This is a genomic window from Microcoleus sp. D2_18a_D3 (genome assembly GCF_036702455.1).
GTDB lineage: Bacteria > Cyanobacteriota > Cyanobacteriia > Cyanobacteriales > Microcoleaceae > Microcoleus.
Map to the genome: position 1 here is coordinate 293 of NZ_JAUBTK010000115.1, position 19408 is coordinate 19700.

Genomic DNA, 19408 nt, shown 5'->3' on the forward strand with positions numbered 1-19408 from the left:
TTGTGGCTACGGCGGGCGATCGCCAAAAAAAACCCGGCCAAAATTGGTCGGGAGTTAATTAATCAGGGTGCATCTACTAATTTAATCTCCCGCCCGATGTGCACCTTTTCAGGACACTTTGGCAGAATTTTGGAGAATGTGTGGCGAGGGCGGGCGATCGCCAAAAAAAACCCGGCCAAAATTGGTCGGGAGTTATTTAATCAGGGTGCATCTACTAATTTAGTCTCCCGTCTCACAGCACCTCTTTCAGGACACTTTGGCAGAATTTAGGAGAATTTGTGGCTACGGCGGGCGATCGCCAAAAAAAACCCGGCCAAAATTGGTCGGGAGTTAATTAATCAGGGTGCATCTACCAATTAAGCTTCCTGAGAATTCGAGCGCAATCCGGACACTTACCACTAAAAACTCAAAACTCTTTTCGGTGAACCAGAGTTGCACTAGCTTGGTCTGTCGGAACTAGCAAGATTTCGCTAATATTGACGTGGGGCGATCGCGTCGCGCAAAAATACACGACATCGGCTACATCGTCAGCAGTCAGCGGTGTTAATCCTTGATAGACATTTTTGGCTTTTTCTGCATCGCCGTGAAACCGGACATTGCTAAATTCTGTTTCCACCAAACCCGGCTCTATTTCCGTCACCCGCACCGGTGTTCCCAAAAGGTCTTGTTTCAACCCTTCAGAAATAGCTCTCACTGCTGCTTTGGAAGCGCAATAAACATTACCTTTCGGATAAGCTTGGCGGCCTGCTATTGAGCCGATATTCACTACGTGGCCGCGGCCTCGGCTTACCATTCCCGGCACGATCGCGCGAGTCATGTAAAGCAAGCCTTTAACATTGGTATCAATCATTTCTTCCCAATCTTGGAAGTTGCCTTCGTGCAGTTTGTCTAAACCACGGCTCAATCCCGCATTGTTAATCAGAATATCGATGCTTTTCCAGGCATCAGGAAGCGCAGTTATCGCGGATTCAACTTGCGGGCGATCGCGCACGTCCAATTCTAGCAAATAAATCTCGTTCGCCGACGCGATCGATTTTGTTTCTACAAGTTCGTTTGCCAGTCGATCGAGCTTTTCAAGACGGCGGGCTGCTAAAATTAGTTTGGCTCCACCTTTGGCGAATATCTTGGCACAGGCTGCTCCGATACCGCTACTCGCGCCTGTAATGAAAACAATTTGATTTTGGATAGAAATCATACGATTTTAGATTTTAGATTTTAGATTTTAGATTTGGGAATTGGGAATGACTAATGAGATAAGGGTTTGGATATTTCATACTGTCAATTCAACATAATTCTTGTAGTGACGAGTTTAGGGACTTCAGTCATTTCTTTTCAAGCTTTTCTGGAACTCGCCACTCCTCAAATTACCCAAATAATACCATCCCCTAAAAAATGCAACTGTAGACCAGCGCTCCCAACATTTAATTCATAAGTTATTCCCCATCTAAAATCTAAAATCTAAAATCTAAAATCTAAAATGGTATAACCCATAACACCTATTTTATTACTTGACAACCCGCAATCGCACACTAACTGTTGCAATTCCACCTTGTCGCATCAAAACTGCTGAAACCCACCGATTTTCTGGCGTAGCCGGAGCTTTACCTACTTTAAAAATTCCCCCGGCATTTAGCAGCTCTAGCTCGACTTCTGAGGGATTAAAAAAGGTTTTTTCAGTAATAGGTTCCTCCAAAACAGTCCCTATTAAAATATCATCGCCGATCGGCTCTCGCACAATGGCATCAAAATGGTACTCTTCGCCCACTTTAACTTGCTCCGGCAAGTTCACTTGAATTGTGGGAGGATTTTGGCCTGAACTAAGCTGAGTTTGTTCTGCTAAAATCTCTTGCTTAACTATTTTTTCACCTTCAAAACGCTGCTGGGAACGGATGGTAGCTTTGAGATTTAATTCTCTGCCATCCTTTTTTTGAGTGCCGGCAATTGTAGTTACGGTTTCTGCGACAATCGCGCTACCTTCGGTTTTCCAAGATTTGATCTCGGTGCGGTAATTCAAACTCGGATATCGAGCCCAGAGTTGGGTGAGTGCTTTTTCCATGCTTTGGCTGTTTAAGCCGTCAGAATGAGTGAAACTCGGGCTGTAAAATCCCATCACTGCTTTGACATCGCGCCGGTTGGCTGCTGCGTCAATTTCTGTTAGCACTTTTGTGAGTGGGGCAGGCGCATTTGCTCCTGTTTGGGCGATGGTTTGGGGAGTCGCCCCGATCGCACCGATCGCTCTTACCGCACTAGGATGCAGCACGCCAGCACTTACCACTGTTAAACATAACAACATTTGAGCGATCGACTTCCCGCAGTTTAAGCCGAAAACGATCGCCCGATCGGCTTTTTCGTCCCGGCGGCTGGAAAAATACTGAGATGCACTTGGCATTAAATTCAAAAAATTACGCATTAGATGATAATTTGGTTATTTGTCAGGAGTCGTGGCGCGGGCAACAGTTCGCCTGCAACGAAAACTGACAATGGAAGGAGGGACACGGCACAATCTAATTTTAGATGGCTGATTGAAAATTGGCTGAAACTGCCGGAACAATAAGCATAATAATCTAAAACCTCAAATATAAAATTGATCGACCTGTGGAACTTTTACTTGTAAAAGAAACAAATACCTTGACAAAAGCCCCCCTCCGGTTGTTGGTTGCAGCTAGCGGTACTGGGGGACATTTATTTCCTGCGATCGCCACCGCTGGTCAGTTGAACGACTGTCAGATCGAATGGCTAGGAGTCCCCGACCGCATGGAAACGCAATTAGTTCCAGCCCTTTACCCCCTCCACACGATCGCCGTCGAAGGCTTTCAGCAGCGATTTGGACTCGGTACACTGCGAATTTTGGGCGGACTCGCCGGCTCGATCCTTCAGGTGCGGAAGTTGCTCAAAGCGGGAAATTTTCAGGGAGTGTTTACGACCGGCGGTTACATCGCAGCACCGGCAATTCTGGCGGCCCGGTCTTTGGGTTTGCCGGTGATTCTCCACGAATCTAATGCAATTCCCGGGAAGGTGACGCGCTGGTTTAGTCCTTTGTGCACTGCTGTGGCGATCGGATTTGAAGCAGCAGCCCAGCATTTACCCCGCGCGAAAACTGTTGTTGCTGGTACGCCGGTGCGATCGCAATTCCTGACTCGCCAACCTCTAAATTTGCCAATTCCTGACAGCGTACCTGTAATTTTAGTCATGGGCGGCTCTCAAGGTGCTGTCTCTGTCAATCAGTTAGTCCGGCAGTGCGCTCCGGCTTGGTTTGAGGCTGGTGCTTGGGTAGTTCACCTCACCGGCAATCAGGATCCGGATGCTGAAAGTTTGAAACACGAGCAATATTTGTCTATGCCATTTTACGACAATGTGGCGAGTTTGTTGCAGCGAGCAAATTTAGCAATTAGTCGATCGGGCGCCAGTGCTCTGACAGAATTAGCAGTGACGGGAGTACCTTCTATTTTAATTCCTTATCCTCACGCCGCTGACGACCACCAAAGATTTAATGCGGAAGTATTTGCCGCATCTGGTGCCGGGGTAGTTTTCCGTCAAAGCGAACTAACAGCAGAGGTATTGCAAAGCAAAGTGTTGTATTTGTTAAGAGATTCGCAATATTTGGCAAAAATGTCTCAAGCTGCTTCTGAATTAGCTGTGAGAGACAGTACAGAACGTTTGGCAAATTTGGTCAGGGAATTGGTGGTGAGGTAGCGAAAATTGGACACCGCCACTAATTTAACGAGTTCTTTTTAATGAGGGTAAAGCGTAAAATCCCTGTCCAACCAAATAACATAAAACACAGCCCCATCCCGATAACCAACCATCGGAGCCTTCCCGAAAAACCGAAAAGCAATAAAATTTACATCATCCTTAAGATGGCTGGGAATAGGTGCTCCAATGGAACTTCGGGCTATCTTCTCGTAGCCCGATCCGTGACGGGGACAAGCATTAATCTGACTCCAGGTAAGCTGACTTAATTTGTACAGCGTATCTGCAAAAGCTGCCTTTTCATCTTTTGTACATTTAGCAAGAGAGTAATCTTTATTCATGTACCGCAAAGAAAATAGAGGTGACTCCTGCTCTGGCGGTAAATCAACAATTTCTCTAGGTGAAATCCTTTTCCCTTTTTCTTGGCGTTGATTTGCCTTAAGATGCTTCTTCACAATTGAGTTGAGTCTTGAAGTATTTTTTCAGGGATTGATGAGTAATTTTTCCGCTATTTTGAGCAGCAAGTTTCCAGGGATATTCTTCGTGTGTCATGTTCCTTAACTTCCATGCAGCAAACTGCCCAAACACAGAGTAAACTTCATCAAGCAGGCTCTTAGTTTTTTCGTCGTAAATCGAAAAGTTTATATATTCTGGATATGGAATTGCACCAGTACCATACTTTTTATAGTGATGGTACAAATCAGGAACAACGGGCCCGTGAGTCCATGCTTCTATGGCTTCAAGAAATAGCGGTTCATCGTACAAAGCTAAATGAAAGCCTTGAGCATAGTAAACCAATTTCTGAAGCTTGAGATTAGATATCAGATCGCCAGCATCTTCACTTGCCTGAGCCAAAAAGTATTTGGCTGCATCATAACAACTCAGCATAACTTACTTGGTAGTCATTAAACGGCAAAACTAGAACGAGATTTTTTTGACACTCCCGCGACTCAAGCAGACTATATTTGTCTGGAGACGTTTTCACGGGGAATTGCGAGCCGTGTCACTTTATTTACATTATACTATATTTTCTCAATCTATGCCATATTCAATTTAACAAAATTAACTACCGGTTCAAAGCCTTCCTTTGTCTTCAGGTTAGTAAACACAAAAGGCTTCTCCCCTCGCATTTTTTTAGCGTCCCGTTCCATCACGCCTAAATCTGCTCCCACGAAAGAGGCGAGGTCTATTTTATTAATCACTAACAAGTCTGATTTAGTAATTCCAGGCCCGCCTTTGCGCGGAATTTTATCGCCGGCAGCGACATCGATTACGTAAATTGTTAAATCTACTAACTCTGGGCTAAAAGTTGCAGCCAAATTGTCGCCGCCGCTTTCTACAAACACTAAATCTAAATTAGTGAATTTGTGTTCTAGCTCTTCTATCGCTACTAAGTTGATCGAAGCATCTTCGCGGATGGCTGTGTGGGGACAGCCTCCCGTTTCTACGCCCAAAATTCGATCGCTCTCTAAAGCTTGACTCCGCACCAAAAACTGTGCATCTTCCTGAGTATAGATATCATTAGTAACCACAGCCATCTGGTACTGCTGTCGCAGCGACTTGCACAAAGCATCAAGTAAAGCAGTTTTCCCCGAACCAACCGGGCCCGCAATTCCTACACGAAAAGCACTCATATCGATTTTAGATTTTAGATTTTAGATTTTAGATTTTTTTATATTTTAGTAGGTGCGCCATCAGCACTTTACGCGACTTTAAGGTGCTTGTGGCGCACCTTCGGCGGATTTCCGCCTTGAATTTTTAACTCCGAAACAACCGAGTGTACTGAGTTTCGTGGGCCATGCTAGCCAGTCCTAATCCCCAACTGCAACTACTAAGGTCATCATCTTCTAACTGTAAAACTTCTCGCGCCGTGCAGCTAATTTGCGATCGCACATCTAACAGCAACTGCTGACCGGCTGTTTGACCTAGGGGAATCAATTTAACGCCCGCACTCGCCAAATTTGCAGCCCAACTGTACAAATATCCTAACACGGCCGCTTCCTCTTCAATCTGCCAGCTTGCCGCGGCAATGCCAAAGCCGATCGCAAAATTACACGGATTGCCGCCACATTCCACCAAATCTTTTACACTTGTTGTTAACACAGAAGAAACGGGCGATTCCCTGCGGGATAGCTGCGCTTCACGCAAATCCAGCAGCAACCTGACCAAAGTCCGCCCCATTTGCCAACTTTGCAAGCGCAACTCTTCTGTTTCCTTAGCAGCAGTCGCCCAAGCATTCCAGTAACTCAAAGCGCTCAAATCCCCCCTCTGGGCCGCCCTCAAAGCCCGTACCACCACAGCCGCTTCTACTCGAACAGCCCCGAATTGCAGCGAATTTTCTAACCAATTCCTTAAAGTAATCTCGCTGTCGATCGCACCGGTTTCTACCAGACTTTCGATTCCCTCAGAATAACTATAAGCTCCCACAGGTGCAAAAGCTAACTGCAACAAAGATAAAAGTTGATTGTTCACTGTTGACTGTTCACTGTTGACTGTTGGCTGTTGGCTGTTGACTGTTGGCTGTTGACTGTTGACTGTTGACTGTTGGTTACAATGCCCAATGCCCAATGCCCAATGCCCCATTCCTAATGGCTGTGTCCATAAGCGCCCATTTCTGGCTGAAACGGCACAATTTCCTCTGTTACTTCCAAACCCATTTTTTCGAGCATTCCCTGCAACACAGAGTCGGGAGAAAGTCTTAAATAATTATCGGCAATTTCTAAAGCTACGTGACGGTTTCCTAAATGATAAGCCGCCCGCATCAGTAGCAGCGGACTTGATGCCCGCGCTGTCAGCACCAGTTCGGGTTTTGCACTTACCAGTACCAAACAGCTACCATCTTCCGACTGCAATAAATCTCGATCGCGCAGTACCGTACCTCTGGGCAAACTCAGGTGCAGCTTTTCCCCCGTTTCTGTCTCGAATCGGTGGCGGCTGCGAGTGCGATCGTCCGATGTCATCGGTAAAGTAAAGCTGACAATAGCATCGGGATTTGCAGGTAAATGTTTTGTGAATGTTAGCATTTTTCTATTCTATTCCTCAGAGCAATTCACTTAACATTTAGTTTTTGAGGAATATCTTTTTTAGAGCCGAAGGAATAATGAAGACAGAAGTTCCAATCTTCAGCTCATGTTTCAGAAATTAAAAACGTTTTAATCGTCTTGGCGATCGCTATATCTCATTCCGATTTACAGCCAGTTGAAAAATATTCATCTCTCTGCCCGCTCCCGTTCTGGCCCTCTTACCAAATTTATGTTATTTTGTCAAGCACTTGAGCGCAGACGATCGCTTTTTTTTCAAAAAATTTTGCCTACCGTCTAGGAACTCGAACAATTTAAATCTCCAATATATTGTTGGGAGAGGTAGCGCTTAGGCATCCTGCCTGCCCTTAACAAGCTTTTATGGAGAAGTCTAATAGAACGGGAGAGGAAGAAAGACTCAAACCCTCAAGCTTATTGATTGCCCGCTTGTTGCAGTCGCAGCAGCTCGGCTTGAATTTGCTGTTTTACTGCCGGGTCGGCTTGCTGGAGCAAAGTGATCTGGTTGAAGCGACTAACTGTCAAACCATAGGTTTCGATAGCTTTTTTAGCTTGTTGGCAGTAATTCACTGCGATGCCACGAAAATTTCCAGACAGCCTGTTAATTTGCTGAGTTTCGTTGCACACTACTCTGGGAACCGAGCCTCCAGCCATTTTTTTAATTTCGTTATAAGCTTCCACCCGTCTGGGTTCTATTGCCAACACAGCACGAGCGTAGCTAGTAATTTCTTCGCTGCTAATCTCTTGAGCTTGGGCTGCTGCTCCGAAAACGAGGTTTGGGGATTGTCCGTACAAACCGGGCGCCCATCCGCTAGCTAAAGCTGCTGCAGAAATGATGCCTGCAAACAGCGATTGTCGCAGCATCCGGTTTAGGCGAAATTTAGAGGTGTTGGTTGAGGTGTTCATGGTCGTCGGTGATTGCTTACGTGGAGATAAAAATGACACAGCGCTTGGAGGCTCAATCTTTTTGAATAATGTGGTGGCTAAAAAGTTCCTGCCGTTGGTGACAATTTTGAATTGCACCAGGAGGGTTGGGGAGTTGCTAGCACGATCGACTTTTTAGCAAATTCGATAATTTCATTCATTCTAGCATCTGTGGGAAGTTGACAAAATTCTAACTTTAGAGGGTAATTTTAATTACAGAGCGTTCCTGAATTGCTTCTGGCAATAATTCTCAAAGCGCAAATATTAAATAATTATAAAAGTTATTGACAAATTACTCGCCTTAATTCTTCTAATCAAGGTACGCGCTAGCAAAGCTATCTTCCCGCAAGGGTTCGGTGAAGGGTAGGGAAGCGTCTGGAAGGCTAGGTCAAATTTAGCAGCAATCGCACTCATCAATTGCGGCGATGATTTATTTAATGTTAAGCGATGGTGCATTTGTCGATCGAGAAAATCCCCACTGGTTTGGCTGCTGACGAAGCCAGAGCCGGAACAAAAATCATGTTTTACTACCCGAAGATAGAGACAGCAACAGGGCACTAGACATTAAAATCTTGGTATCAAAATGCGCGCTAGCTGTTTTTGGCACTCAACGCGCAGGCCTTCGATTCCAGTTCTCGCTTCCTCCAGTTTGGGGCTGTGAAAACTTGTCTGGGAGTTACCCAGAAACCTGGTTTTTCTACGAAATAAAATCGTTACAGCCAGCAGCCAGAGTAGAGAAACCCGGAAAGCGGGAATTTTTGGGGGTCAGTTTTATTGTCATCTCGATCGCAAATAGCGAATTTTGGCAAGCATTATCGCAGCAATTTAACAATTATTAATTACCGATTGCCCATGAAAAGTCAAAAAGAAATTTGGCGAGTTATTCTCGCAGTAGCTATCAGTATTGTAGGCGTGCTGCACTTTTCAGTACCCGCACCTTTTATCAGAATTGTGCCGCCCCAGCTTCCTTACCCAGAAGCATTGGTTTATATCAGCGGTTTTTTCGAGATTTTGGGCGGAATTGGGCTGTTAGTTCCTCCTGTGAGCAAGGCGGCGGCGTGGGGATTAATTGCCTTGTTTATTGCCGTGTTTCCAGCTAATATCAATCAAGCCGTCAACAACATTCCGATAGAAGGGATTCCCCACAACCAATTACTGTATTGGTTGAGGCTGCCTTTTCAAGCTGTCTTCATTGCTTGGGCATGGGTTTATACCCAACCAGACGAAGGTAAACCCCGGGCTTCTATAGTTCCAGATAGAACAGAAAATGCCCGATGAAGCAGTTCGACTACCATGCGGATTTTAAGAACATCGACTTTCGACAGCACCCGGAACTTTATCGGGTAGGGAAAGGAGAACAAGGAGTGCTTTTGGTGGAACCCTACAAAGGAGAAATTTTGCCTTTCTGGAGATTTAAGACTCCTGAAATTGCCAGGGAGTCCAGCAGCAAAATTTACTCCTTGTTTTTAGAGTATCTCGATGCCGATGATTTTGTGGGAGCCGACATGGCTCGCAAGTTCTTGCAGATGGGGTATACTCGATCGCGTCGCTACGCCAACCACAAAAGCGGTCGAAAATACCAGCAAAACCCTCAGAAGCTGAAGTCTGTTGCAGAGCAAACCGCAGCTCGAAAAGATATTTTGCCGCTACAAGCAGATCCGGTGAAAGCAGAATCCGCCGCCATTTTTCACGAAAAATGGATGCTGGCCAAAATCAACGAGAAATATCTCGAGCTTTTAGCCAGACACCGGCAGATGTACGAATCTTATTTAGTCAACGCTGAGGATTGACATACATTTACAAAAACTCAGAACTTACACTTTAGCCCCGTCGGCAGCAGTGTAGTTGTGCTTGCCTATGTGGGCCGCACCTCTTGGCGTGACCCTACTATTTACTCGTCATCTTCTTCTGTTTGCCACTGCCGCCAAATTTCAAAGGCATTAAAGCCCCTGTATTGCAGGTAATTCAAGACTTTGCCCTTGGTTTTCGGATCTGCTTTACCCCAAGTATCGATCTTGTATTTCCGCATGACTTTGGCTTTTAATTCGGCCAGTTTTTCTGCTTCGGAGTCCTGATTTTCGGCAATTTCTTCTTCCCAGACTTGCTCGAACAAATCGTTGGTAATTCCTTTTTGCAGGCACTTGCGCTTGATGGCCGACTTCCCGTATTTGCCTGCTGCAGAGGCGATCGAGTTTGCCACCAAGCGAGTGTCGGACTGATAGCCGCGGTCTTGAATTTGCGCGATCGCCTCCAATATTTCCTCATTGCCAAAACCTTTCTCTTGCCCCTTTTTGCGAAGTTCAGAGGCACTGTAGTCTTTGCGGGACAAGAGAAAATAGAAATAGTCAAGACAGCTCATCAGTTCAATCGAAGGGTGGCGCGCAAATAGTCGTGTAGCGAATGCCAAATCCAGTCGCCTTGCTATCGGCTGACTGCATCGCGATCGCCTCTATTCTTCTGTATCCTCCTCTTCATCATCCACATCCACATCCGGTCTGTCCACATCGATCTGAATCAAGCGAATGTGCTTGTATCCGAGCTTAATTTCAAACTCGTCTCCCGGCTTTAATCCCATTTCTTGGGTATAATTTGCCCCGATCACGATCGAACCATTCTTGTGAACGCTAGCTCGATAACTCGCTTCTCGTCCGCGTCCGTCTGCTTTCGACTTCTCTAGCTCAATGCCCTTAGCAGCTAACACTGCATCGTAAAACTCAGCCAGATTAATCCGGGTTTCTCCACTTTTGCTGACCGTGAAGTAGCCGCAAAGCTTTGCAAGTTCTCTGCGTGGCAAATCACTGCCTTTGATTTTTTGAAGCAGACCTTTTCCTGTTAAGGGTGCTGTAGCTGTTTCTGCCATTGACCGTACCTCGCTTATTGGACTTTACTTATATCAATTACAACACATTAGATTAACTTTGTTTCACTGTCAATACTAATAATTCTGAATATTAAGATTCTGGATAAATTTCTGCGGCCTCAAGACCGGGGGTGCAAGTAAGGATGCTCGAAGGGCGATCAATTTGCCGATCGCGGCCCAAATCCTTGCGTAAGCCTCTCTTGCGATCGCGCGGGGAATTATTGTCGCAAATTAAATGCTTTACTTTTTTACAGTAAAGTCTGTTCCCTGCATTCACCAATCCCCGATTGTGTCTGTGGTCAAGGTAAAAACAAGACAGCCATGAATCGAAATACCTAGACCCCGGCCGCTGCAAATCTGCCGAAAGCATTTACCGGCGCGGGGTTAACTTTTACCTCAACAAGACGAGGCAGCACTTGTTCTTGATGTCACTGCCAGCTACTTGTAAATTCTATTTTTTGGGCTGGAAATCCCCTCAAAACCCCAAATACCAACGGGCAATCTTCTATTAAGGTGTTGGGCATATAACTTCCACAGAACGCAGTCTGGGGAAGGCAATCCGGTAAAAATTCAAGGAAATTTCACCTCTTCGTTGAACGGGTTTAAGCTAAAACCCGACTCAATGGGCGCGGTGGCAGAAACATCGGGCAGCCACTAAGAGGGGAATAGTTTTGATCGGGCGAGATTGCTTCGCGACTCTTAACACTTCGCCAGGAATCAGTAGATTTCTAGGGGGAACTCGGGAAAATATTCCTCCTCCGGCCCCAAGCCAGAGAATTTGAGGTTATTTCCACAGGGGAATTGAAAAAGACCGAGTTAAATGCACCACAGCTTAAATGTTTGATGCACTACAAATTAGCAGCGGTTCCCGACATGGAGTTTCGATGGAAATGTATTGGTTTCCATTCGTGGCCTGTAAACTGCCATACTCTCAAAATTTATGCACCAACTGGAGGGGCGCGTCAATCGATTTTAGATTTTAGATTTTAGATTTTAGATTTAAGCCTTGACCCCACGGATAAATTCGGGGCGCCTTTATCGGATACAGGTTTTTTATTTCTGGGTCCTGAGTCTGCTTTCGGAATGAATCCGGGGGCTTGTATCCTGGATGCTTTCGGTCAAACTCACAGCCGCTTCCATAATTAATTATTGTGAAATAAGCGCGCTGAGGGTGAGGACGTTCTTAAGTGTGGCAACTCTGGCTTTTATTGTCTTGTGCCGAATGACGAATGCTCCTGCTGCCGAATCAGTCCGCTCAAAAACGCATACAAGCCACCGACTCCTGTCGTGGAGAGATCAAAATTTTAGAGTCTTGTTCCTGTTCCCAGATTTATCTGTGGAGTAAAATTAAAATCTCAAATCCTTCGACTCAGGGCTCAAGCCGAAGTCTAAAATCTCAAATCGACTGACTAATTTTATATTAAGCAGTCCCGGACTTACTTGCTCGACGAGAAACCCGGTTTCTTCCTCGATGCTTGGTTGGGCTGCTGCTTATTTTCGGTAAAAACCGGCTGGATGAACGTAAGTCCGAGATTCGATCGAGCAGCATACTTTCGATCGCTTTGCCAGCGGCAGCCCATAGCGAATGGCCAGCAAAAACCCCACCCAGTTTGGAGCCAGGCCAAGAGGGTCTAAATTCAGCATTGCAGTGGGCGATCGCCAAAAGCGATCGCTTTTAGTGACGTTGTTGCAGGTAACTTTGCGACAGGGGAGTCCGTACCGCCGGCAGTAACTCTTCTGGTTTCGTGCTTCGGTTCGAGTGCCGCCACCCAAAAAAGCCAGCACTCAAAGCAACGGGCAACAAGCAGAGCATCAGGGCCACAGATTTTTTCAACCCCGGTTTTTTTAACGGTTTCTGAGTGGCGGCAGCGGCGCGAGTTGCTTGGATCGCCGCACACTCAGAATCAGGAATAGAGGACGGCGAAGCCGTCGGTGAGTTCGGTGAATTAGTAGCATCGGGTCGATCGTTCTGCTGAACCCAATCCCTGCGATCTTTTAATTGGTTGGGATATTCCCAGACTTCGCCCTCAGAATTGTCTGACTCATGCGATCTATTGGCTGGGAGTGGGGGGTATTGGGCGATCGCCGAAACCGAAGACGCAGCCTTCCATTCTGTACCCGCGAGCGCCGGTTGCGTTCCTGACCCGATTATGTGCACCATAGAACCGGAGGTCGCGCTGTGGGCTGGGGCGCCGGTCAGATAGCCGTCAAAGTCCGGGTGCTGGTAGAGAATCGGCAAAGCCCAGTATAGCTGGTGAGAACCGTAGGCAGAAATTAGCCCAGCTCTGGCCCGGCTCAGGCTGAGATCGACTGGATAGCCTTGATTGAGGTTGCGGTAAAACAACCGCGTCAGAGTTAGGGCTACATCGTCAGGGATGCTTTCTGCCATTGCTAGCACTGCCGGAATGCCCCGCTTCACTAGAGCTTCGGTTAAGTTCCGTTCCGGGCTGTCGTCCGCGAGGTCTGAGGGGTCGCCGTAGGCGCCGCGGCAGGAGTTGAACACGGCCATCTGAATACCGTTGTTAACGAGCAATCCAGCTAAGTCGTCGCCACTGAGGGTTTCGGTTAAGCCGGTGCGGCTGCTGACTAGGTAGAGTTCCCCACCTCTGGAACCTAAGTTGCTGTGGCCTGCGTAGTGCAGGACTTGGTAGTGTCCTTGTTCTAGGGCTTGGGTAAGTTGTTCTCGATCGGGCTGTTCGAGAATAGTCAGTTGAATTTCCGGGCAATGGGGGCTGTTTTTGAGAGGATGACCGGTGCGGTTTTGGAGTTCTTGTTGCAAATGGAGCACTTCTCGCTTAAGCTGCAAGCTGTCTCGATCGCTCGGAGAGGCGATCGCCATTAAAATTTTTAGCGGCCCGCCACTAGGCAGTATCCGGGTTTGTTTGAACAAACTTGTACCTGGTTGGTAGCGGGAAAACACGACATCGGTGCCAGTTGCCAAAGGGCGATCGCCCGCGTGCAGCACTTCCCACGGCAGACGCGGCAAGCGCCGGCCTTTGAGTCCGAGTCGCAGTTGCAGCACTTCTCGGCGGTGCTGGGCGATGCCTTGAGCGCAAGTCCAGCTATCGCGCAAGTTTCCTTGAAACAGCCCGCTGTATAATTGTTGTCCGAGCGCTACTAAATTCGGCGCACAGTTGGGTCCCGAACGGGAGATTCCGCGACCAGCAAAACTGGTTCCGTGTACTGCTTTTCCTTGGAGCAAGCCCACCAGCGGGTCGTTCATCAGTTGAGCAGACAGTGCAAGCCATTCGTCGATCGGCCAGCGGACTTGTTGTTCGGCTAAGGGTACACCGGGTGCAACCCTTTCTGTCCGCACTAGATATTCGTCGTCCCCAACAGGGGTGACTGAGAGTTGAAATTCCTGGCTCACGGATTTAGCGCCCTCCCGCCTTAATTCTGAATTTGCCTGCGTTTTTGCGGCTAGCAATAGCGATCGGCAAAATAATTTTTACTCTTTGAATCAAAGTTTCTGAATGCGCTTCCCCCGATCGGGCGATCGCTAGCGTCATATATATTTGTTCAAACACTTTGAGGATATAAAAGTTGTACTTTAATAACAGTTTATTAGTTTTGATTGCCCTGTGGCTCGGTGAAAGCCGAATTTTCTGCAATCTTTGTATCTTTAACATTTTGCACCTCTACCGCAGACCCCTTTAGATTCGTCGTGAACTTGAGTTTCTCATTGCTGAGTAAAGTTAAATTGGAGGCACTTTACCAGGCGGATCTCTCGTTCTTATTAAAATTACTTCGGCTCACGCCAACCGGTTTCAGGGCAATATCGCAGGAAAAGTTGAGTATTTTATTTTTTTTGGCGATCGGTCGATCGGTCTTTACGGCTTATCCTCTACCACCAACCCCCCATGTGTAATCTTGATTTTGTGTCAATTAATTAATTGGTCAGCCCTGGGTTCTCATCCGTAAGCCCTCCGCCCTCATCCTTAAGACCTCAGTGGCGAGCGATAATCGATAGTTGACCATCGATAATTACTAATAACTTATTGCTAATTTCCCGCTTTTATGATATAGAAAACTTTTAATTTAACTCTCTTAATCTAGTTAAAGTTAAGCAGCAAAAATAAACGTCAGCAGCCAAGAACTCTCAACAATACAACGGCAATCAAATTATTCCGGTACTCTCCAGCAACCATCATTTTTGCCATCTAGAGGATTACGCCTCATCAGGCCGGTTTCTCGGAGAATTATTGGATTTGGTAGCGAACCCTCTACAAAGCCACAGGGTTGGGCAGCCTCGCCGTGGGTCGTGTCCGCTCAAAATGCCGAGCTTGCAACTGTCACCAAAAACGACTCCTGCGTCAGTTACTATTTTTGGCGAAATTTTACAATCTTTCTTAAGATAGATATATTTTGGCAGAGTTCTTAGTATTAATCTGAAAAACAAAAATTCTCAGTTCGCGATGTTTCCTTAAATCGAGAGAAAATTTTGCAACTAAAAATTAGAACAAATATTTGGCCGGGCGAATTATCTAAATTTCTAATTAATCATCGGGAACTAAAATTAGGAGGGTGCGGTCGTTTAGTCAAGAGATTCAAATCCTAGGTCAGGGAAGGATTTGTCAAAGCTGGGAGTGTTACAAAACTTCAATACACCCAGCCTAGATCGGAAAAAAAGCAAGGGTAGAATTTGGGGGATAGAGGTTTTGGGTAGTTATTTAGGAGTTGTCAGTTGCGAGTTTAAATTCAGCTAATTCACTGTAGAAATTACGTAGAGAATCTACAAAAAGGGGCCCTTCGGCGCAGCTTACGGTAGAAATTACGGAGAACATCTCAAATGCTCGGCGCTTCGGCGCAGTTATTACAGTGTAGGTTGCGGCTCAATTAATTTGGGTACGCAATTGCAGAATATAAAACTCGCAACAGAGCGAAAAAAACCTTGCCGTTTAAGTGGCATCTATAATAGTAAAGATGAGGAAAACAGCTCCTCTAGCAGGCGAAAGCATGAAGTTAAAAAATTTTCTTCAGCAGCCTCCTGTTTGCTGATAAATTGATTCTAAGAAGCTTACCATTTTTTGGGAAATATCAACGATGGCAGACGAAAACTTGTTAGAAGAACCGGGAACACTTTTTCTCGCTCAAACTGAAACAGAAATTCCTGAGATGACAGAGGTAGATCCCATGTTGTTTACTACACCGATCCCCGCCGATGACGGGGTGGATTTAGGCAACAACAGCCCTCCAAATTCCGCTCCGGACTTAACCAAGGAAATTAACGCAGCGCTCAGCGAAAACACCGCCGACATTAACGCCTTATTTCCGGATCAGTCTAACGGTGCACCCGAAACAGGTGCTGCTGATGACAGCCCAATAGCTGAATTTAACCCCGTACTATTAGAAGAAGGTGTGGACGACATAGATGACGATGGCAGCGACATCCCTCCCCGCAGCCGAAGAGTCGTCGGTACTGATGACGATGACTTAATTGTCGCCACCGACGATCAGGATGAGATATACGGCAAAAAAGGCGAAGACAAAATCAAAGGAAACCGTCGCAACAAAAATAAAATCTTCGGGGGTAAAGATGACGACGATTGCGAGGGCGGCGATGACGACGATGAAGTAAGGGGCGATCGGGGCAACGACACCGTTAAGGGCGGCAATGGCAACGACCAGGTTAATGGCGGTAAAGATAACGACAGCCTTTTTGGCGGTACCGGCAATGACACCTGCGAAGGCGATGACGGCGATGACGGGGCCCACGGCAACGAAGGAGATGATGACGTTGACGGCGGCGCAGGCAACGATACCGTCTATGGTGGCAAAGGCAACGACGATTGTGAGGGCGACGAAGGCAACGATGTCGTCAGGGGCGATCAGGGCAACGACGATTGTGAGGGCGGCGCAGGCAACGATACCATTAACGGCGGCAAAGATAACGATACCGTTAGCGGCGGTGTAGGCAGCGACAACTGTGGAGGCGACGACGGCGACGACAACGTTAGCGGCGGCGACGGCAACGATACCGTTAGCGGCGGTGCCGGCAGCGACAACTGTGGAGGCGACGACGGCGACGACAGCGTTAGCGGCGGCGACGGCAACGATACCGTTAGCGGCGGTGCCGGCAGCGACAACTGTGGAGGCGACGACGGCGACGACAGCGTTAGCGGCGGCATCGGCGACGATACCCTGATGGGCGGCGACGGCAACGACAAGTGTGAAGGCGACGACGGCGACGACAGCGTGATGGGCGGTGCCGGCGACGACAGCGTGATGGGCGGTGCCGGCAAGGATACCCTCGTTACTGGCGACGGCAATGACATGGCAGACGGCGGCGACGGCGACGACAGCGTTAGCGGCGGCGGCAGCGGCAACGATACGCTGATGGGCGGCAACGGCAACGATACGCTGATGGGCGGTACTGGCAACCATACCTGTGTCGGCGGTGCTGGAACTGACGTTTATGTCATGAGTAACAGTCCCTCTGGGGGACAAGCTGTCATCACTGACTTCGCAGACAACGAGGATAAATTTCTGCTGTTTGGCGACTTGAACTTTAGCAGCTTGACCTTTATACAAGTCGGTGCAAATACCGAAATTCGGGTCAATAACTTCGCCTTGGCGCTATTGTTGAATGTCAACGCAACGCTTATCACTGCGGCAGACTTTTTGGGAGTTAATCCTCAAACTCCAACTCAAACTCCAACTCCCCCTCCAACTCAAACTCCAACTCCCCCTCCGATTTTTAACCCTGCGCGAGTGGAAGCTAATAATGGCTTGATTGCTGGTTCTGACGGCGGCGCGCAAACTATTACTTCTGAGTTGTTGCAGTATGTCGATGACGAGCAAGGTCCTGGCGGCACAGTCTTCAAGCTAACCGAGCTGCCCGATGCTACAACCGGCCAACTATTGTTGAATGGAGTCCCAGCACAAGTCGGTTCTACCTTCTCTCAAGCAGACATTAACGCAGGCTTGTTAACTTTCAAAGCGGCAGTAGGTTTTTTCGGTGCGCTTAGTATTGGTTTTGAAGTTAGCAACGGCAGAAGAACTCTCATCAACCAGCGTTTTAGCTTGAATGTCGAGCAAAATGTCTTTAATTTTGCTGGCACTACAGCACCTCAAGTTATTGTCGGTTCTGCGACGCTGGATAACGACATCGAAGGCGGCGATGCTGGCGATGACATTACAGGCGGTAATGCCAATGACAAAATCATCGGCGGCAAAGGCAACGACACCATTAAAGCCGGCGATGATGATGACGATATCGACGGCGGCGATGACGATGACGATATCGACGGTGGTAAAGGCAAAAACACACTAAAAGGAGGCTTGGGCAAGGACAAAGTTAAAGGTGGCGATGACGATGACGATATCGACGGCGGCGATGACGATGACGATATCGACGGTGGTAAAGGCAAAAACACACTAAAAGGAGGCTTGGGCAAGGACAAAGTTAAAGGCGGCGATGATGATGACGATATCGACGGCGGCGATGACGATGACGATATCGACGGTGGCCTCGGCATAGACAAAATCATCGGCGGTAGTGGCAATGACACATTAACCGGAAATGAGGGCGATGACTCGATCGAAGGCGGCTTCGGAACCAATAATCTCAGTGGGGGTAATGGACGGGATCGCTTTATTTACCGCACTTCCCGCCAAGAGATTCAAACAGTTGTAGAAGCTGACTTTATTACTGACTTTAGTGTCACTGACGATGTTTTAGAGCTTTCTACGGCAGCTTTTGGTAATCTCAGCGTTTCTAGCTTGACCCGACTGGAGATTACTGCTACTTCTACTGTTGGGTCGATCGGCAGCGCTAATTTGCTCGACTTCACCCTGGATACCACTGTTAACAGCATCGCGTCTTTGCAACTGCGGTTTGCACAGTTGGGCGGCAACACCGACTCCCCTATTTTCTGTCAGTTTATAGATGCCGTTACCGGCCGTTCCGTGCTGGTATTTGCTGTTGGGGCGCGCTTTGAAATTGTGGCCAGTTTCTCGGCGAGCATTCGCCTGCAAGTCAGTAACTTTGTCTTCATCGGCGAGCCACTAAATGTTCCTGTCGGTACTGTCGGCCCTGACAATTTCGATTTCGGCACTTATCCGGCTGCTGTTAAGTTCGATGCTTTAGCAGGCGATGACAAGATTGTCGGCAGCAATTTTAACGATACCATCAGCGGTGGCGACGGCAACGATACCATCACCGGCGGCCTCGGTTTGGATGTCATAAGCGGTGGCAGTGGTGCGGATCTGTTTGTTTACAGGACAACTAAAGAAGGCGGCGATAAAATTTCCGACTTTACTGTTGGGGTAGACAAATTCGAGTTTAGCGCGAGCGCTTTCGGCAATTTGACTACGACTAACTTTGACGGTGTTAGCGGTTCAACTCCTGACATTACTGGCCAAGAGTTAGTGATTTTCACAGGCGGCAGTTATGCCTCTGTGGAAGCTGCACAAGCTAAAGCCCTGGGCAATTCTACAACTGCTGGTTTCTTCGCATTTACTAATGCGTCGAACGAGACTGTGTTGTATTTTGACTCGAACGGTACCGTGGCGGGTGGTTCGACGCTTATTGCTTCCTTGGGTACGGCTGCTAGCAATCTGGGAACAGCGGACTTTGTATTTACAGGTACGATCGCATCTCCTGCTGGTACTACTACCAACTCAGGCAGCATTGTCGATTTAACTGCTGCAAATGCGGGTACTTTCGCGACAGCCGCATTTAACAACTTCGGTTCGGGTGCTGGCGGTTACAACTTCACCACTCCTGTCTTATTTACGGGCAATGACAGCGCTAACAGCGTCACCGGTACGGAATTTGCTGACATCATCAACGGTGGTGGCGGTGCAGATATTATCGACGGCGGCAGCGGTGCTGACATCCTCAGCGGCGGCAGCGGTGCAGATATTCTGACTGGCGGTGCTGGTGCGGATCTGT

The 19408-nt window shown here is 47.6% G+C and carries 20 protein-coding genes; 6 read left to right on the forward strand and 14 right to left on the reverse strand.

Going from position 1 to position 19408, the window contains the following annotated elements; translation table 11 throughout:
- On the forward strand, positions 1 to 270 hold a 270-nt coding region (locus tag QUB06_RS31335), incomplete at its 5' end, for a hypothetical protein (protein ID WP_333438606.1).
- A gap of 136 nt (positions 271 to 406) precedes the next feature.
- Here QUB06_RS31335 and QUB06_RS31340 read toward each other — a convergent pair.
- On the reverse strand, positions 407 to 1195 hold the full coding sequence (locus tag QUB06_RS31340) for an SDR family oxidoreductase (RefSeq protein WP_333438607.1): 789 nt from the start codon (positions 1193 to 1195) through the stop codon (positions 407 to 409).
- A gap of 309 nt (positions 1196 to 1504) precedes the next feature.
- Complete coding sequence (locus QUB06_RS31345; protein ID WP_333438608.1) at positions 1505 to 2410, reverse strand: nuclear transport factor 2 family protein; 906 nt, start codon at positions 2408 to 2410, stop codon at positions 1505 to 1507.
- A gap of 3 nt (positions 2411 to 2413) precedes the next feature.
- On the opposite strand from QUB06_RS31345, the gene QUB06_RS31350 reads away from it, so the two are divergent.
- Positions 2414 to 2554 (forward strand): hypothetical protein, encoded by a 141-nt coding sequence (locus QUB06_RS31350; RefSeq protein ID WP_333438609.1) that lies wholly within the window; start codon positions 2414 to 2416, stop codon positions 2552 to 2554.
- Positions 2555 to 2595: 41 nt separating this feature from the next.
- Positions 2596 to 3693 (forward strand): undecaprenyldiphospho-muramoylpentapeptide beta-N-acetylglucosaminyltransferase, encoded by a 1098-nt coding sequence (gene murG, locus QUB06_RS31355; protein WP_445251438.1) that lies wholly within the window; start codon positions 2596 to 2598, stop codon positions 3691 to 3693.
- Between the two features lie 38 nt (positions 3694 to 3731).
- Here the strand turns inward: murG and QUB06_RS31360 are convergent, their stop codons facing one another.
- From QUB06_RS31360 to QUB06_RS31385, 6 genes are all read right to left on the reverse strand, one after another.
- Positions 3732 to 4145, reverse strand: a complete 414-nt coding sequence (locus QUB06_RS31360) for a hypothetical protein (RefSeq protein WP_333438610.1) — start codon at positions 4143 to 4145, stop codon at positions 3732 to 3734.
- Positions 4129 to 4578, reverse strand: a complete 450-nt coding sequence (locus tag QUB06_RS31365) for a type II toxin-antitoxin system antitoxin SocA domain-containing protein (RefSeq protein WP_333438611.1) — start codon at positions 4576 to 4578, stop codon at positions 4129 to 4131. The genes QUB06_RS31360 and QUB06_RS31365 overlap by 17 nt, the downstream gene beginning before the upstream one ends.
- Before the next feature lie 149 nt (positions 4579 to 4727).
- Positions 4728 to 5324 (reverse strand): urease accessory protein UreG, encoded by a 597-nt coding sequence (gene ureG, locus QUB06_RS31370; RefSeq protein WP_333438612.1) that lies wholly within the window; start codon positions 5322 to 5324, stop codon positions 4728 to 4730.
- A gap of 124 nt (positions 5325 to 5448) precedes the next feature.
- Entirely contained in the window at positions 5449 to 6162 is a 714-nt protein-coding gene (locus QUB06_RS31375; protein WP_333438621.1) for an urease accessory protein UreF, read from the reverse strand.
- Between the two features lie 113 nt (positions 6163 to 6275).
- Complete coding sequence (gene ureE, locus QUB06_RS31380) at positions 6276 to 6713, reverse strand: urease accessory protein UreE (protein ID WP_333438613.1); 438 nt, start codon at positions 6711 to 6713, stop codon at positions 6276 to 6278.
- Positions 6714 to 7142: 429 nt separating this feature from the next.
- Complete coding sequence (locus QUB06_RS31385) at positions 7143 to 7634, reverse strand: DUF4168 domain-containing protein (RefSeq protein ID WP_333287392.1); 492 nt, start codon at positions 7632 to 7634, stop codon at positions 7143 to 7145.
- Positions 7635 to 8504: 870 nt separating this feature from the next.
- Here QUB06_RS31385 and QUB06_RS31390 point away from each other — a divergent pair.
- On the forward strand, positions 8505 to 8930 hold the full coding sequence (locus QUB06_RS31390) for a DoxX family protein (protein WP_333438614.1): 426 nt from the start codon (positions 8505 to 8507) through the stop codon (positions 8928 to 8930).
- On the forward strand, positions 8927 to 9442 hold the full coding sequence (locus tag QUB06_RS31395; RefSeq protein ID WP_333438615.1) for a DUF4385 domain-containing protein: 516 nt from the start codon (positions 8927 to 8929) through the stop codon (positions 9440 to 9442). The genes QUB06_RS31390 and QUB06_RS31395 overlap by 4 nt, the downstream gene beginning before the upstream one ends.
- Positions 9443 to 9543: 101 nt before the next feature.
- On the opposite strand, the gene QUB06_RS31400 is transcribed toward QUB06_RS31395, so the two are convergent.
- The 6 genes from QUB06_RS31400 to QUB06_RS31425 form a co-directional block, all read right to left on the reverse strand.
- Complete coding sequence (locus QUB06_RS31400; RefSeq protein ID WP_006634375.1) at positions 9544 to 10011, reverse strand: regulatory protein RecX; 468 nt, start codon at positions 10009 to 10011, stop codon at positions 9544 to 9546.
- 90 nt (positions 10012 to 10101) lie between these two features.
- Entirely contained in the window at positions 10102 to 10512 is a 411-nt protein-coding gene (locus QUB06_RS31405; RefSeq protein WP_172184952.1) for an AbrB family transcriptional regulator, read from the reverse strand.
- A 91-nt stretch (positions 10513 to 10603) separates the two neighbouring features.
- Positions 10604 to 10882 (reverse strand): hypothetical protein, encoded by a 279-nt coding sequence (locus QUB06_RS31410; RefSeq protein WP_333287398.1) that lies wholly within the window; start codon positions 10880 to 10882, stop codon positions 10604 to 10606.
- 1121 nt (positions 10883 to 12003) lie between these two features.
- Positions 12004 to 12156: a hypothetical protein gene (locus QUB06_RS31415; protein WP_333438616.1), complete on the reverse strand. Its 153-nt coding sequence runs from the start codon at positions 12154 to 12156 to the stop codon at positions 12004 to 12006.
- Between the two features lie 31 nt (positions 12157 to 12187).
- The gene (locus QUB06_RS31420; RefSeq protein WP_333438617.1) at positions 12188 to 13882 is read right to left on the reverse strand and encodes a CHAT domain-containing protein; all 1695 of its coding nucleotides are present in this window, start codon (positions 13880 to 13882) and stop codon (positions 12188 to 12190) included.
- A 4-nt stretch (positions 13883 to 13886) separates the two neighbouring features.
- The gene (locus QUB06_RS31425; protein WP_333438618.1) at positions 13887 to 14141 is read right to left on the reverse strand and encodes a hypothetical protein; all 255 of its coding nucleotides are present in this window, start codon (positions 14139 to 14141) and stop codon (positions 13887 to 13889) included.
- Between the two features lie 1414 nt (positions 14142 to 15555).
- On the opposite strand from QUB06_RS31425, the gene QUB06_RS31430 reads away from it, so the two are divergent.
- The coding region (locus tag QUB06_RS31430) for a cadherin-like domain-containing protein (protein WP_333438619.1) at positions 15556 to 19408 on the forward strand (3853 nt) is incomplete at its 3' end.

Coding starts and splice junctions, on each gene's coding strand:
- QUB06_RS31390 (WP_333438614.1), top strand. CDS start 8,505: ATGAAAAGTCAAAAAGAAATTTGGCGAGTTATTCTCGCAGTAGCTATC.
- QUB06_RS31410 (WP_333287398.1), bottom strand. CDS start 10,882: ATGCTTTCGGCAGATTTGCAGCGGCCGGGGTCTAGGTATTTCGATTCA.
- QUB06_RS31345 (WP_333438608.1), bottom strand. CDS start 2,410: ATGCGTAATTTTTTGAATTTAATGCCAAGTGCATCTCAGTATTTTTCC.
- QUB06_RS31405 (WP_172184952.1), bottom strand. CDS start 10,512: ATGGCAGAAACAGCTACAGCACCCTTAACAGGAAAAGGTCTGCTTCAA.
- QUB06_RS31340 (WP_333438607.1), bottom strand. CDS start 1,195: ATGATTTCTATCCAAAATCAAATTGTTTTCATTACAGGCGCGAGTAGC.
- QUB06_RS31350 (WP_333438609.1), top strand. CDS start 2,414: ATGATAATTTGGTTATTTGTCAGGAGTCGTGGCGCGGGCAACAGTTCG.
- ureE (WP_333438613.1), bottom strand. CDS start 6,713: ATGCTAACATTCACAAAACATTTACCTGCAAATCCCGATGCTATTGTC.
- QUB06_RS31385 (WP_333287392.1), bottom strand. CDS start 7,634: ATGAACACCTCAACCAACACCTCTAAATTTCGCCTAAACCGGATGCTG.
- QUB06_RS31365 (WP_333438611.1), bottom strand. CDS start 4,578: ATGCTGAGTTGTTATGATGCAGCCAAATACTTTTTGGCTCAGGCAAGT.
- QUB06_RS31425 (WP_333438618.1), bottom strand. CDS start 14,141: ATGTTAAAGATACAAAGATTGCAGAAAATTCGGCTTTCACCGAGCCAC.
- QUB06_RS31395 (WP_333438615.1), top strand. CDS start 8,927: ATGAAGCAGTTCGACTACCATGCGGATTTTAAGAACATCGACTTTCGA.
- QUB06_RS31400 (WP_006634375.1), bottom strand. CDS start 10,011: ATGAGCTGTCTTGACTATTTCTATTTTCTCTTGTCCCGCAAAGACTAC.
- ureG (WP_333438612.1), bottom strand. CDS start 5,324: ATGAGTGCTTTTCGTGTAGGAATTGCGGGCCCGGTTGGTTCGGGGAAA.
- QUB06_RS31415 (WP_333438616.1), bottom strand. CDS start 12,156: ATGCTGAATTTAGACCCTCTTGGCCTGGCTCCAAACTGGGTGGGGTTT.